Origin of the sequence: Saccharomonospora glauca K62, from assembly GCF_000243395.2 — a bacterium.
GTDB classification, from domain to species: Bacteria; Actinomycetota; Actinomycetes; order Mycobacteriales; family Pseudonocardiaceae; genus Saccharomonospora; species Saccharomonospora glauca.
In genome coordinates, this window is record NZ_CM001484.1 from 2,256,351 (window position 1) to 2,271,427 (window position 15,077).

9 protein-coding genes are annotated in these 15,077 nt (G+C 70.0%); 3 read left to right on the forward strand and 6 right to left on the reverse strand.

Translation table 11 applies throughout. The annotated features are described in order from the left end of the window. Positions 1-2: 2 nt before the first annotated feature. Entirely contained in the window at positions 3-1,295 is a 1,293-nt protein-coding gene (locus SACGLDRAFT_RS10735; protein WP_005464494.1) for a glutamine synthetase family protein, read from the reverse strand. 232 nt (positions 1,296-1,527) lie between these two features. Here SACGLDRAFT_RS10735 and SACGLDRAFT_RS10740 point away from each other — a divergent pair, with 232 nt between their 5' ends. From SACGLDRAFT_RS10740 to SACGLDRAFT_RS10750, 3 genes are read left to right on the forward strand one after another with little or no spacing between them, the layout of a single operon-like run. Next, complete coding sequence (locus tag SACGLDRAFT_RS10740) at positions 1,528-2,988, forward strand: aldehyde dehydrogenase (RefSeq protein ID WP_005464496.1); 1,461 nt, start codon at positions 1,528-1,530, stop codon at positions 2,986-2,988. Further along, a complete protein-coding gene (locus SACGLDRAFT_RS10745; protein WP_005464498.1) occupies positions 2,989-3,876 on the forward strand; it encodes a DODA-type extradiol aromatic ring-opening family dioxygenase in 888 nt (295 codons plus the stop codon). After that, complete coding sequence (locus SACGLDRAFT_RS10750; protein ID WP_005464500.1) at positions 3,873-4,724, forward strand: fumarylacetoacetate hydrolase family protein; 852 nt, start codon at positions 3,873-3,875, stop codon at positions 4,722-4,724. Before SACGLDRAFT_RS10745 ends, SACGLDRAFT_RS10750 begins: the two co-directional genes overlap by 4 nt. 66 nt (positions 4,725-4,790) lie before the next feature. Here the strand turns inward: SACGLDRAFT_RS10750 and SACGLDRAFT_RS10755 are convergent, their stop codons facing one another. From SACGLDRAFT_RS10755 to SACGLDRAFT_RS10775, 5 genes are all read right to left on the reverse strand, one after another. Beyond that, complete coding sequence (locus SACGLDRAFT_RS10755) at positions 4,791-5,216, reverse strand: gamma-glutamylcyclotransferase family protein (protein WP_005464502.1); 426 nt, start codon at positions 5,214-5,216, stop codon at positions 4,791-4,793. Positions 5,217-5,250: 34 nt separating this feature from the next. Continuing rightward, the gene (locus SACGLDRAFT_RS10760; protein ID WP_005464504.1) at positions 5,251-6,222 is read right to left on the reverse strand and encodes a 3-oxoacyl-ACP synthase III family protein; all 972 of its coding nucleotides are present in this window, start codon (positions 6,220-6,222) and stop codon (positions 5,251-5,253) included. Positions 6,223-6,377: 155 nt separating this feature from the next. Continuing rightward, on the reverse strand, positions 6,378-7,205 hold the full coding sequence (locus SACGLDRAFT_RS10765) for an SDR family NAD(P)-dependent oxidoreductase (protein WP_005464506.1): 828 nt from the start codon (positions 7,203-7,205) through the stop codon (positions 6,378-6,380). Continuing rightward, positions 7,202-8,695 carry an MFS transporter gene (locus SACGLDRAFT_RS10770; protein WP_005464508.1) on the reverse strand — a complete coding sequence of 498 codons (1,494 nt, stop codon included), beginning with the start codon at positions 8,693-8,695 and terminating at the stop codon, positions 7,202-7,204. Before SACGLDRAFT_RS10770 ends, SACGLDRAFT_RS10765 begins: the two co-directional genes overlap by 4 nt. Continuing rightward, the gene (locus SACGLDRAFT_RS10775) at positions 8,692-15,075 is read right to left on the reverse strand and encodes a non-ribosomal peptide synthetase (protein ID WP_005464510.1); all 6,384 of its coding nucleotides are present in this window, start codon (positions 15,073-15,075) and stop codon (positions 8,692-8,694) included. Before SACGLDRAFT_RS10775 ends, SACGLDRAFT_RS10770 begins: the two co-directional genes overlap by 4 nt. Positions 15,076-15,077 lie beyond the last annotated feature (2 nt).

Genomic DNA, 15,077 nt, shown 5'->3' on the forward strand with positions numbered 1-15,077 from the left:
GGTCACAGGTGCGGGAGGTACTCGTGGAGCTCCCAGTCGGTCACCCAGCGCCGGAACCGTTCCGTCTCGTCGCGTTTGATCCGGTCGAACGCGGCAACCAGATCCTTACCGAGGGCGTCGACGAACGCGGTGTCGGCTGCCAGCGCGTCGAGGGCGGCGTCCAAGGTTCGTGGCAGTGCCGGTCGGGATCGGCCGTCGTAGCCGTAGCCGCTCGTCGGGTCGGGGGGCTCCACACGGTCCTCGATGCCCAGGGCCACCGCGGCCAGGACCGCGGCGATCACCAGGTGGGGCACCGCGGCGGCGTCGCCGAGTCGGATCTCCAACCGGGTGGCGGCGCCGCGTTCGGGAGGAATGCGCACCATGGTCGACCGGTTGTCCAGACCCCAGTCGGCCAGGGCGGGAGCCAAGGTGTCGGGGCCCAGTCGACGATAGGCGTTCACGGTGGGGGCCAGCAGGGCACATAGCGCGGGTGCGTGGCGGAGCAGGCCCCCGACGGCGTGGCGTGCCAGCGGTGACAACCCGGCCGGTTGGGTGGGCGCGTCGAAAAGGTTGTTTCCGTCCGCGTCCCGCAAGGACAGGTGGAGGTGGAATCCCGAGCCGCCTTCGTCATTGAAAGGTTTGCCCACGAAAGTGGCGGTAAGGCCACGGCGCGCGACGATCTCGCGGACCGCGTGTTTGAAACGGAAGGCCCGGTCGGCGGCGTCGAGCGCGTCGGAGTGGGCGAGATTGACCTCGAACTGGCCCGCGGCGAACTCGTGGTTGACGGCGGTGACGTTCAGCTCCGCCCGGCTCAGGGTGGTCAGCAGTTCCGTGGCCAGGCCGTCAGGGTCGCCGCGGTGGCCGACGCGGTAGACGTTGCCGGGAGAGGTGTCGTAGGGGCGCCACCGGCCGTCGGAGTTGGTCAGGACGAAGAACTCCAGTTCGGGGCCGACCACGGGGTGGTAGTCGTGGTGCTCCAGGCGTCGCAGTACCTGCTTCAGCGCGGCGCGCGGACACTCCCCGATCGGCAGTCCGGTCACCGGGTCGAGCATGTCGCCGAGGCAGGAGCGGTAGCCGGGAAGCCACGGCAGCGGCGCCAACGTCGAGCGGTCGGGGTGGAAGGCCACGTCCGGCAGGCCATCGGCCAGTGAGTGCTCCCCGTCGAGGGTGCCGCCTCGGGTGGTGGTGTAGTAGACGGCGCGGCAGAAATGCACGCCTCCGGTCAGCGAGTCGAACACCTCCGTGGGCAGGTCACGGCCCCGCTCCGTGCCGATCAGGTCGGGATATTGGATCCGCACCGTTCCGGCATTGTCCACAATGCACCCTCGCCTTCCGTGGAGTGGGAGACCGCGCAGGAACTAGTCGCAAGTTGTGTGGCGAGCCGTTTTCAGCGTAGCGACACATTCGGTCCGGTCACACGAAAACGTTGTCTCGTTTGGTTTTACGAGTGTCTCAATTGGTCTGTGTTCACGAATGACGTCGTTGCCCGGAATCGTTCTCGGCGGTTAGCGTCGACGCGCCTGGCCATACTCGGTTCGAGGGGGCTTGATGCCAGTCACGACAATTGCCGGGAACCCGGTCGAGACCGGGCACTGGATAGGCGGGAAACGGATCGACTCGTCGCGGCGCTTCCGCTCGGTGTCACCGGTGGATCAACAGCCGCTGGGTGAGTTCGCGCGCGGCGGGACTCGGGAGGCCGACGCCGCGGTGCGCGCGGCGTCGGAGGCGTTCCCGACGTGGAGCCGCACCCCCGCCGAGACCCGCGCGGAGCTCCTGCACCGGATCGCCGACGAGGTCGAACGCCGGATTCCGGAGCTGGCGACGGTGGAGACGGCCGACAACGGGGCGTTGTTGCGTTCGCACGTGCGGAGCGTGATGCCACGGGTGGCGCACAACTTCCGGTTCTTCGCCGACTGGCTTACCGGGGAGCTGTCGCATCCGGAGTTCGACACGCGCGGGCACCGCAACGCGGTGTCGTGGGACCCGTCGGGGGTGTGCGTGCTGATCACCCCCTGGAACGCCCCGCTGATGCTGGAGTCCTGGAAGGTCGCCCCGGCGTTGGCGGCGGGCAACACGGTGGTGCTCAAACCCGCGGAGTGGTCCCCCGCCACCGCGTCGGTGCTCGCCGACATCACCGCGGTGGCCGGACTGCCCGACGGGGTGTTCAACGTCGTGCAGGGGCTGGGGCCCGAGGTCGGTGCGCCGCTGTGCGCACACCCCGACGTGGCGCGGATCAGCTTCACCGGCTCGGAGGCGACCGCGCGCCGGATCGCCGCCGCCGCGGCGGAGAATCTCACGCCGCTGTCGATGGAGCTGGGAGGTAAGTCGCCGCTGCTGGTGTTCGACGACGCCGACCTGGAGTTGGCCGTGGCGTTGGCGGTCGAGCAGTACGACAACGCCGGGCAGGTGTGCCTGGCGGCAACCCGGATCCTGGTCCACTCCCCCGTAGCCGAGGAGTTCACCGCGCGCCTGCGGACCGCGATTGGGGAGATCAAGCAGGGAGATCCACGCAAGGACGACACCGACGTCGGCCCGAACATTCATCCCGACCACGTGGCGCGGATCGACGGTTTCGTCCGCAGAGCCGTCGCGTCGGGCGCGCGGGTCCTGGAAGGAGGAGGCCCCAACACCGAGTTGGGGGGCACCTACTACCGGCCCACCTTGCTCGACCAGGTGCGCCCCGGCGCGGAGATCCTGCGGGAGGAGGTGTTCGGGCCGGTGCTGACGTTGGAGGTGTTCGACACCGAGCGGGAAGCCGTCGCCCGAGCCGACGACACCCGCTTCGGGCTGGCGGCGACGGTGGTCACCTCCGATCCCGAGCGCGCGCGTCGCGTGTCGGCCGAGCTGACCGCGGGCACGGTGTGGGTGAACTGCTTCTTCGTGCGGGATCTGCGTGCTCCCTTCGGCGGGGCACGGCACTCGGGCATCGGCCGGGAGGGCGGCACCTGGAGTTTCGACTTCTTCTGCGACGTGAAGAACACGGTGACCGGTCCGAAGGGATGGCGGTGAATGGGTGAGGTGGTCGGCGGCGGACTGCTGTCGCACGTACCGACGATCGTGCTGCCGGAGGCGGTGCGGCGTGAGCTGAACAACGGTGAGGAATCCACGCTGGTCACGGGGCTGCGACGGCTGCGGGAGGAGGTGTTCACTCCCGACACCTACGACACCGTGGTCGTCTTCGACTCCCACTGGGCGACCACCGTGGAATTCGTGGTCACCTCGCATACCCTGCGAGCCGGCGTCTTCACCTCCGCCGAACTGCCCCGAGGGATGCGCCGGGTGCCCTACGACTTTCCCGGTGATCCCGAGTTGGCGCACGCGCTGGCGGCACGGGCCGGGGACTACGACACGTGGATTACGCCCGTGGACGACCCGTACCTGCCGATGTCCTACGCCACGTTGAACCTGTGGTCCTATCTCGGGGTCGAGGGACGGCGGTGGGTCAGCATCGGGGTGTGCCAGACCGGGGACACGGAGGACCACCTGCGGTTGGGGCGGGCGCTGGCCGACGCGATCCGGGATGTCGACCGGCGGGTCCTGCTGATCGCCTCCGGGGCGTTGAGCCACCGGTTCTGGCCGTTGCGGCAGCTTCGTGACCACGAGGCGGCCGACCCGAGACACATCATCACCCCGGAGGCGGCCGCGGCCGACCGGCAGTGCATCGGACGGCTGGAGGCCGGTGACCACGCCGCGGTGCTCGCCACGCTGCCGGAGTTTCTCCGCTACAAGCCGGAAGCCGGGTTCGCGCACTACCTCATGCTGGTGGGCTGCCTCGGTGGGAAGGACTGCGTCGCCCGCGCGCGGCGCTACAGCGACTACGAGAACTCGGCCGGGACGGGTCAGATCCACCTCTGGTTCGACCGCCCGGCGCGGGGATGGACGGGAGGCGACGCATGACCAGGGAGATTCGCAGGATCCTGCTCGACGGCGCGACCGTGGAGGTGCACCGCAAAGGGGACATGCTGTTCGCCCCGGACGGGCGGCACGTCCCGGTGGAGGAGGCGGTGCACCTGCCGCCCTGCACCCCGACCAAGATCATTGCCGTGCACCTCAACCACCGCAGCCGGTTCGAGGAGTTCTGCGCGACGCCGGGGCCCGCCCCGACGTACTTCCACAAGCCGATCTCGACGCTCAACGCGCACCAGGGGCATGTGGTGCGGCCCGCCGGGTGCCGGTGGCTGAACTACGAGGGAGAGATCGCCGTGGTGATCGGCCGCACTGCCCGCAACATCGGCGTGGCCGAGGCCGGCGAGTACATCCGCGGCTACACCCTCGCCAACGACCTGGGGCTGCACGACTTCCGGGACACCGACGAGGGGTCGATGCTGCGGGTGAAGGGCGCGGACACGTTGTGCCCGCTCGGGCCCGCCCTCGTGGAGGGCTGGGACTGGCGTGGGCGGACGCTGCGTACGCGGGTCAACGGCGAGGTGGTCCAGGAGGCCAACACCGACGAGATGACGTGGGACCCGCACTATCTCGTGGCCGACATCGCGCGTCTGATCACTCTCGTACCCGGCGACGTGCTGTTGACGGGCACCCCGGCGAACTCCCGTCCGATCCGGCCGGGGGACACGGTGGAGGTGGAGGCCGACGGGCTCGGCGTGCTCCGCAACACCGTGGTGGAGGGCCCGGTGCCGGTGACCGGGCCGGTGGGGGCCCAGCCCACCGAGTCCGAACAGGTGCTCTCCACCGCGTTGGGTGGTGACTGGGAGTTCCGAGGCATCCGCGCTCCCCTGCCGAGCTGAACACTCGATGGCCCCGGAGCGCGAATCGCATGCTCCGGGGCCATCGGACACGAGGAAACGGGTTTCTCAGTTCGCCTGCACGGCCACCCAGTCACCGCCCAGGATGGGCACGTTCTCGTCGTAACGGCCTCGCGCGGCGGGGCCGCTGAGATACAGCCATGCGGGCACGTCGGCCCACGATTCGTTCGCGGCGAGATAGCTCACCGAGCGTTTGGTGCGGACGTAGAGGCTGTCCTCCGGGCGGTCGGGGTGGTACTTCTCCAGGCGGTCGAGGTCGGCGAGCGCCTCCTCGTAATGCCGGTCGGCGAGAATCATCAGCTCCCCGACGATCCGCTGCCCGGCCCGTTCCACGGCGAACGGGATGCGGTCGCCGAACAACGCCAGATCGTCGGCCATGGCCGGGTAGCTCTCGGCCACCCGGTCGGCGATCAACCCGTGGTTGCGCTGCCCGCTGCGTAGGGTGCCGTAGACGAAAACCGGTAGGCGTTCCACGGTGGCGCCCTCCTTCCCTTGGCTGCGAATGCCTTTAATACCAGCGGAGCACCGCCGCGCCGGCGGTCATTCCCGACCCGATCGCGGCCATGACCACCAAATCGCCTCGCTCGGCTCGCAGCTCGCTGAGGACCAGCGGGATCGACGCGGCGCCGGTGTTTCCGCTCAGCACGCCGGGCACCGGGCACTTCGCCGGGTCGATCCCCATGGCGTTGATGCAGTCGGCGAGCATCTGCGGGTTGGCCTGGTGGAACACGAAGTGGTCGATGTCGTCCAAGGAGACACCGGCTTGTTCGACGACCTCGTGGATGAGCTTGGGCACGACCTCCTCGAAGTACTCCCGCACCTTGCGCCCGTGCATCACCATGTACCGTTCGCGGGCGTTGACGGTGGTGGCGTCCAGCGGGCGGCGGCTTCCGCCCGCTGGCTGGCCCACGTAGTCGGCGTGGCAGCCGTCGGTGATCAGCGTGTGCGTGAGCAGCCCGTAGCCGTCGGGAACCCGGCCCACCCTGGTGGCGGCGGCCCCGTCGCCGAACACGGTGACGGTCTTGCGGTCGGACTGGTAGAGCACCTTCGAGATCGTGTCGGCGCCGATCACCAGCACCTCCTCCAGCGCCGGATTGGCGCTGAGCAGGGAGTGCGCGGTCACGAACGAGAAGAGGTAGCCCGAGCAGGCGGCACTGAGATCGAAGGCGAACGCCCTGCCCAACCCCATCCGGCCCTGCACGATGGCGGCGGTGGAGGGGAAGTTGTGGTCGGGCGTGCTCGTGCCGAGGATAACCGCGCCGACGCTGGCGCGCTTCTCCGGGCAGGAAGCGTACAACTTCTCGACCGCGAGGCAGGCCATGTCCGAAGTGGACACCTCCGGCGCGGCGTAGTGCCGCTCCTTGATGCCGGTCCGTTCGAGGATCCAGTCGGGATCCCGGTCGACCCAGGCACCCACCTGGTCGTTGTCGATCACTCTGGGAGGCAGGTAACCGGCGGCGCCGAGAATTCCTGTGGACATGAGAGAACTCCTTCGCAGAGCAAGACGGTTTCACTACGATCGGGAGAACGACACCGAAATTCGAATTAGCGGGCAAGAAAATCGGTTTCCCTGCGACGGTAACACGGGGTATTCACCGTGGTCCACCGACGGCAATTAGCTGTTTTTGGTGTGGTTCAGATGGTGACTCCTCCCCCGCAGGTGAGGATTTCCCCGGTGACGTAGTCGGAATCGGGGCAGCAGAACAGGTAGATCGACCCGGCTGCCTCGGTCACCGTGCCGAAACGGCCCAGGGGGACGGTTTGGACTATGTGGTCGAGAACCGCGTCGTTCACGCCGATCGGGATTTCCCGGTCGCCGACCGGAATGGTGTGTCCCTCGGTGACCGAACTGATGAGTCGGGTGTCGATGATTCCGAACGCGACCGCGTTGACGTTCACGCGGTACCGGCCCCATTCCTTCGCGAGCGTTTTCGTCAATCCGAAGATGCCCGCCTTCGCCGAGGCGTATCCCACCTGGCCCACGTTGCCGTAGATCGCGGCGATCGACGACACGTTCACGACTTTCCGGTGCACGTACCGGCCCCGTTTCTCGTCGTTTTTGGCCTGGTCGCGCAGGATCGGCTGGGCCGCGCGCAGGATCCGGAACGGGGCCTTGAGGTGGGTGTCGAGCATGGTGTCCCACTGCTCGTCGGTGGTCTTCTGGATGACGTTGTCCCACGGGAATCCCGCGTTGTTCACCACGATGTCCAGGCTGCCGAACTCCCGCACCGCGGTGGCGACGAATTCCTCGGCGAACCCGTCGGCGGTGACGTCACCGACGTAGCCCACCGCCGCTCCTCCCGCCGAGGTGATCGTCGCGACCGTGTCGTCCACCGCCTTCTTGTCCATGCCGTTGACCACTACTCCGGCGCCCTCGGCCGCGAGTCGTTCGGCCACCGCCCGGCCGATGCCTCGGCTGGAGCCCGAGACGATCGCGCCCCTTCCCGCTAGCGTTGCACTCACTGCTGCTGCCCTCCGGTCGTCGTTGTCGCTCCGGCCGCCGTGGCCGGGGCCGTCCGAGGTAGGAACCACGCCACCAACCCGCACGCCGCCACCAGCACCGCGCCGGTCAACTGCGCCGCCCCGATGGCGTCGACGAAGGCCGCTCTCGCGCCCTCGGCCTGCTCGGGGGACCGCGCTCGGCTCAACGCCTCGGGAAGCGACCCGGCGGCGAGGCCTGCGGGCGACCGCCAGGTGAACAGCGCCGCGCTCACCGCACCGAGCACCGCCACACCGAGGGAGGCGCCCGTTTCGTGGACCATCCCCGAGACCCCGGACGCCGCACCGGTCTGCTCCGGGGGCACGGAACTCACCAACGCGTTCGTCACCAGGGGCCCGGCGATGCCGAGCCCGCAGCCCGCGGCCACGAGTCCCGGCGCCAGGGCCGCGTATCCCGCCGACGGCGGCACCAACGCGATGACCGCCAGCCCGGACGCCGCGAGGCACATGCCGGTGGTGATGCCGCGCGCCGCCCCCAGCCGGGCGCCGACGCGGGCACTGACGACGCTGCCGCACACCAGCAGCCCGAGCGCCATGGGCATCGTGCGCAGCCCGGCCTCCAGCGGGGTGTAGCCGTGGTTCAGTTGCAGGTGCTGGGTGAGCAGGAAGATCGACCCGGCCAGCCCGAACGCGGCCAACAGGCTCGTGATCACCGACAACCGGAACGCCGGGACCCGGAACAACGCCATGTCCAACATGGGCTCATGGGTGCGTTTCTCCTGCCGGACGAACGCGGCCAGCAGGAGCGCGCCCACCCCCAGGGCCCCCAGGACCGCCGGGGAGGCCCAGCCTCGGCCGGGGCCGGCGATGATGGCCCACCCGATGCTCACCATCGCGCCCGCCGACAGCAGCGCCCCGACCACGTCCGGCCGCCGCCCGCGCGGACCCCGGAACTCCGGCACCAGGGAGCGGGCGAACACCAGGCACACCACGGCGATCGGGATGTTGATCGCGAAGACCGCGGGCCAGGAGAACCGCGCCAGCAGCGCACCCCCGATGACGGGACCGAGCGCCTGTCCGCCCGCGGCGACGGCCGTCCAGATCCCGATCGCCTTGGGCCGCTGCTGTTCGGGAAAGACACGGGTCAGCACGGCTAGCGTGGCCGGGATGATGCAGGCGCCCCCGATCCCCATGCCCGCGCGGGCCGCGATCAACTGCACGGGCTCGGTCGCGGTCGTCGCGACCGCGGACCCCACCCCGAACAAGGCCAGCCCGGCCAGCCAGGTGGTGCGGTATCCGACGAGGTCCGCCACCCCGCCCGCGACCACCGAGAGACAACCCACGGCGACCGTGTACGCGTTGACCATCCACTGGATCTGCGCGGTGGTGGCGCCGAGCTGCTCGATGATCGACGGGATCGCGATGTTGACCACGGTGTTGTCGAGCACGGTCAGAAAGAGGGTCAGGCACAAAACGGCCAGCACCCACCAGCGTCGGGAGGCGGAGAGCGTCATGTGCGGCTCCTCCGTCGCGCGAGCCGAGCTCGACCCGCCGCCGCCCGTGCGCCCAGCTCGGCGGAGGAGGGTCCCGTGTCGACGGTGTCGCTCTCCCCGTTCGGGTTCGCCGCCTCCGCGACGGCCTTGGCCTGCGCGGTCACCGTGGTGTGCTGGAACAGTTGCACCACCGAGAGGCGGACGCCGGTGGCCGCGGCAAGTTTGCTCTGCAACTTCAGCAGCACCACCGAATGGCCACCGAGGTCGAAGAAGTTGTCACGGGTGCCGACCCGGTCGAGACCGAGGACCTCGCCCCAGACCTCGCTGACCACGCGCTCCCAGCGGTCGCGTGGCGCCACGTACCCGGACTCGCCGCCGGGGCGGGTGCGGTCGGGGACGGGCAGTGCGCGGCGGTCCAGTTTGCCGCTCGGCGTCTTGGGCAGCTCCGCTAGTTCGGTGAGCACCGCGGGCACCATGTACTCCGGGAGCCGCTCGGCCAGGGCCGCCCTCACCGCGGCCAGGTCCGTTCCCGGCGAGCGGGGCACCACGTAGCCGACGAGCCAGGTTCCCCCGGAGTCGGTGTGCACCGTAACCGCGGCCTCGGCGACCTCGGGGTGTTCGCTCAGCGCCGCCTGGATCTCGCCGAGCTCGACCCGGAAACCACGGATCTTGACCTGGTCGTCGATGCGGTCGAGGTATTCCAGGAAACCGTCGGGAGTCCAGCGGACGAGGTCCCCGCTGCGGTACATGCGGCTGCCCGGTGGTCCGAACGGGTCGGGCACGAATCGGTCGCCGGTCAGCGCGGGTTTGCCGGCGTAGCCGCGGGCGACCTGCGGGCCGGCGATGTAGAGCTCTCCCGGCACTCCCGGAGGCGTCAGGCGCAGCCCGCGGTCGAGCACGTACATGCGCATGTTGCCCAGCCCGCGCCCGATGGGCACCCGGTGCGGCCAGGTGTGCGGGTCGGGCTCGAGGAGGTGCGCCGTGGCGGCGTGGGTCTCGGTCGGGCCGTAGAAGTTGTAAGCGCGTCGGTCGGGATGCGCGAGGAAGAACTGGCGGATGCGGTCGGTCACCATGAACGCCTCGCCGCCCTGCAGGACGTCGGTGAGTGACTCCAGCGCACTGCCCCGCGCTCCGGCGGCCTCGATCAGCGCCTCGATCGCCAGCCGTGGCGCGAACAGTTCATTCACCCGATGCCGGTCGATCCAGCGGACCAGCTCGTCCGGGTCCCGCCGTACGTGCTCGCCGGGGATGACCAGCGTCTTGCCCATCAGCAACGTCACCAAGGTCTCTTGGACCGAGAAGTCGAAGCTGATCGCGGTGAACTGCGCGGTGCGCCACCCCGGACCGCCGCGCAGGGTGTTGCGGTGCCAGTCGAGCACGTTGACGATGCCGGAGGTGGGCATCACGACGCCCTTGGGCTTGCCCGTCGATCCCGAGGTGTAGATGACGTAGGCGGGGTTGCCGGGCAGTGCCGGACGTACGCGGTCGGCGTCGGTCGGGTCGTGGTCTACCCCGCCGGGCAGCGACGCGAGGGTGTCGAGGCCCTCGACGACCAACCGGGGTGCGCCCTCCGGGACGAGGTGGGTGAGCTCGGGGGTGGTGAGCACCAGCCGCGGCGCGCTGTCGTCGATCATGTAGCGGATCCGGTCGGCGGGATACTCCGGGTCGATGGGCAGGTAGGCCGCGCCCGACTTGAGGACGCCGAGGATGCCCGCCACCAGCTCGAACGACCGAGGCAGTACCAGCGCGACGACGTCCTCGGTGCCGATGTCCCGGCCGATCAGGTGGTGGGCCAACCGGTTGGCGGTGCGGTTCAGCTCGGCGTAGGTCAGCATCGCCTCGTCGCGGACGAGGGCGGGGTGGTCGCCGAGCCCGGCGGCCCGCTCCTCGAACAACTCGGCCACGGTCGCCGTGGTCACCTCGCGGTCGACGTCGTTGAACTCGACCAGCAACCGGTGACGTTCGTCGTCGAGGAGGATGTCGGGATCACCGATGCGCTGCTCGGGGTCGTCGGCCATCGCGCGCAGCATCGTGAACCATCGGCGCAGCAGGAGGTCGATGTCCTCGGGGTCGAACAGGTCGGTGCTGTACTCGACGTCCCCGCTGAGGCCTCCGACGTCGCCGTGGTTCTCGGCCAGGCTGAACACCAGGTCGAACCGCGAGGTGCCGGTGGGGATCGTGAGGGTCTCGCTGTCCAGGCCGGGCAGGGAAAGCTCGGCCGTGCCCGCGTTCTGCAGCACGAGCATGATCTGGAACAGCGGGTGGTGCGCGGTCGACCGTACCGGGTTCAGTTCCTCGACCAGCTGCTCGAACGGCACGAGCTGGTGCTCGTAGGCCTCCAGGTCGGTCTCCTTGACCCGCGCCAGTAGCTCGGAGAAAGACGGGTCGCCCTCGGTGTCGACACGCAGGACCAGCGTGTTGACGAAGAACCCGACGAGGTCGTTGAGCGACTCGTCGGTGCGGCCCGCGATCGGGCTTCCCAACGGGATGTCGGTCCCGGCCCCCAGGCGGGTCAGCAACGCGGCCAGACCGGCGTGCAGCACCATGAAGAGCGTGCACCGATGCCGCTGGGCGAGGGCGACCAACGCGCGGTGCAGGTCCGGGTCCACGGTGAACTCGACGGTGTGTCCCCGGTAGGTGGCGCGGTCCGGGCGAGGTCGCGCCATGGGCAGTGACACTTGCTCGGGGCTGCCGGCGAGCCGTTTCCTCCAGTAGTCGATCTCGGCGATCGCGGCGTCGGAGCCCAACAGATCGTTCTGCCACAACGTGTAGTCGGCGTACTGGACGGGCAGCGGCGACCAGTCCGGGGCCCGCCCGGCCCGCCGGGCGTCGTAGGCCTCGGCGAGGTCACGGCACAGTGGTGCGAGCGACCATCCGTCGCCGGCGATGTGGTGCAGTGTCAGGAGCAGGACGTGTTCGCGGTCGTCGACATGGAACACCGCGGCCCGCAACGGGGGTTCCGTGGCCAGGTCGAAGGCCTCCGTCGCCTCCCGCGCCAACGCGTCGTCCAGCTGATCCCGTGTGACCGTGGTGGTTCGCAGTCGGATCGAGACGGCCTCGGGAGGCAACACCCGCTGTTCGGGTTCCCCGTCGACGTCGGGGAAGACCGTGCGCAGGCTCTCATGCCGGGCCGTCAGATCGGTGAGGGCACGTTCCAGTGCCGTGGCGTCGAGATTGCCGCGCAGACGGAACGCGAGCGGCATGTGGTAGGTGGCGCTGGGACCCGCCGCGTGGTGCAGAAACCACAGTCGACGTTGCGCCGACGACAACGGGATGCGCTCCGGACGGCGGCGCGTGGTCAGCGCGCGGCCGGTGTCACGGTACTCGGCGAGCCGGGAGCTCAACGCGGCGACGGTGGGGGCCTCGAACACCACGCGGAGGGGGACGTCCGCCCCCAGGACCCGGCGAATTCTGCTGGTGAGTTTCGTCGCCAGCAGCGAATGCCCGCCCAGAGCGAAGAAGTCGTCGTGCAACCCGACCGAGGGCAGGCCGAGCACGTCGGCGAACACCCCGCACAGGATTTCCTGCGAAGGGGTCAGCGGCTCCGGTTCGTGGTGGGTCCCCGACAAGGTCGGGGCGGGCAGGGCCGCGACGTCGAGCTTCCCGTTGGCCGTGACCGGAACGGTGTCCACCAGCGTGAAGGTCGCGGGCACGAACTGTTCGGGAAGTCGAGTGCGCAGGAAGGTGCGCAGCCGCGCGGGGTCCACCTCGGCCCCGGACTCGGGCACCACGTAGGCGTCCAGCCGAAGCTCGCCCCGACCGTCGTCGGCGGCGAGGACCACCGCCTGCCGGACCCCCGGATGCTGCCGGGTCACGGCTTCCACCTCACCGGGTTCCACGCGCAGGCCCCGGATCTTGACCTGCCGGTCGGTGCGCCCCACGTAGGCGAGGCTGCCGTCGGCGCGCCAGTGACACCGGTCGCCGGTGCGGTACATGCGGGCTCCGGCCACGGTGCCGAACGGGTCGGGGATGAAGCGTTCGGCCGTCAGCCCGGGGCGTCCCGCGTAGCCGCGGGCGACCTGGACGCCACCGATCCATAGCTCACCGTCCACACCGGGTGGCAGCAGTCGGCCCCAGCGATCGGTGACGTAGAGCTGGGTGTTGGGCACCGGGAAGCCGATCGGGACCTCCGGGCCGCGTTCCCGGTCGCACGGCCACCAGGTCACGTCGACGGTCGCCTCGGTCGGCCCGTAGAGGTTGTGCAGGCGCGCGGCGGGAAGGATCTCGGCGAGGCGGTCGCGCAAGGCCGCGGGCAACACCTCGCCGCTGCACACGACGGCGCGGATGGAGGTGCAGTTCGCGGCGGACGGTTCCTCGACGAACGCGCCGAGCATCGAGGGCACGAAGTGCAGCACCGACACGCCTTCCGTGGTGATCAGCTCCGCCAGGTAGCGCGGGTCGCGGTGTCCTCCCGGCGCCGCGAGCACCAGTCGGGCTCCCACGATCAGTGGCCAGAACAGCTCCCAGACCGACACGTCGAACCCGATCGGCGTCTTCTGCAGCACCACGTCGGAGTCGGTGAGCCGGAACGTCCGCTGCATCCAGTCGAGGCGGTTCAGCACCCCACGTTCCTCCACCACGACGCCCTTGGGCCGTCCGGTGGAGCCGGAGGTGAACATCACGTACAGCGCCGGGTCCCGGCGGGGTCTGGGGGACTCGCCGCCGTCGGGCAGGTCGTCGACCGCCAACCAGCCCTCGCCCGGAAGTTCGTCCCGGAGTCCGGTGAGCGTCACCCCTTCCCGCGCGTCCGCGTCGGCGAGCATCGCCGCGATGCGCTCGGTCGGGAGCTCGGGGTCGACGGGAAGGTAGGCGTACCCGGCCTTCACGACGCCCCAGAGAGCCACCATCAACTCCACCGAGCGCGGCAGCGCCACCGCCACCGCCGAGCCCGTCACCCGTCCGGTCAACACCCGCGCCACGTGCTCGGCACGACGGTCCAGTTCGGCGTAGGTGAGGCGTTGCGTGCCGCACACCACGGCCACGGCGTCGGGGGTGCGACGCACGACCTCGGCGAACCGCGCGGCGAGCGAGTTCGCACCGGGGTCGGTGTGCTCGCCCGTGCCCCAGCGCAGGACCCGGTCCGCCTCGGCGGGACCGAGGACGGGCACGGTCGACACCTTCCGGTCCGGGGCGGCCGTGACGACGTCGAGCAGGCGCGCGAAATGGTCGGCGAACGCGCGCACCGTGTCCTCGTCATAGAGGTCCGTGTCGTACTCGAGTACGCCGTCCAGCTCGCCTTCGCGCTCGGTCAGATACAGCGTGAGATCGAGTTTGGCCGTGTCGTTGGGCACGAACGACACCTCGGTATCGGCGCCGGGCAGGGACAGCTCCGTCATGCCGTCCCGGACGACGAGCATCGTGCGGAAGAACGGGTTCGCGCCGCGAGCCCGGTCGGGCCGCAGCCGTTCCACCAACTTCTCGAACGGCACGTCCTGGTGGCGGTAGGCGTCGAAGCAGGCGTCGCGGACCCGGCCGAGCACCGTGAGGAAGTCCGGATCGCCCGCCAGGGACACGCGGATGGGCAGGGTGTTGAGGAAGTACCCCGCGACCCGTTCGAAGTCGGGGTCGCTGCGGGCCGCCATGGGGGTGCCGGTCACGACGTCCTCGGTGGCGGTGCGCGCGCCCAGCGTGGTCTGGAAAGCGGCCAACAGCACCATGAACGGCGTGCACCGCTGTGACCGGGCCAGGTCGCGCACCCTGGTGGTTGCTTCCGACGGCACGGTGAACCCGAGCTGGGCTCCCCGGTAGGTGGGGGCCCCGGCGCGTGGGCGGTCCGGTCGCAGTCCGGTGTCGACCGGGGCGTCGGCGAGGACTTGCTCCCAGTGCTTGAACTGGGCCGTGATGGTGTCCACGCCGTCCTCGCCCGGTTCGACGGCGCGGCGCTGCCGGGCCACGAAGTCGTCGTAGGTGGTCCCCGCCGGTTCCGGCAGTGTCTCACCGCGATAGGCGCGAGCCCAGTCGTCGAACAACAACGACAGTGACCAGGCGTCGCAGACTAGGTGGTGCAGGACCACGCCGACGAGGTGTTCGCGCTCGGCCAGCCGCCAGACGGTGACGCGCACCAGGGGCTCGCCCGCCAGGTCGAACCGGTGGCGTGCCTCCGCCCGAAGCTCGGCCTCCGCCTCGTTCGGCCGCCCCCGGCGATCGACGACCCGGACGGCGGCGACCTCGGGCACGTCGAGCCGTCCCGAGCGCGGAGTGCCGTGGTCATCCACCACGATCGTGCGCAGCACTTCGTGCCGCTCCACCACCGTGGCCCAGGCCCGGACGAGTGCCGGAACGTCGAGCTCGCCGCGCACGCGCACCGACACCGGCACGTTCTGCGCGCACCCGCTCGCGTCGAGCTGGTGCGTGAACCACAAGCGTTCCTGACCGAAGGACAGCTGCCCGCTGGCGTTCATGG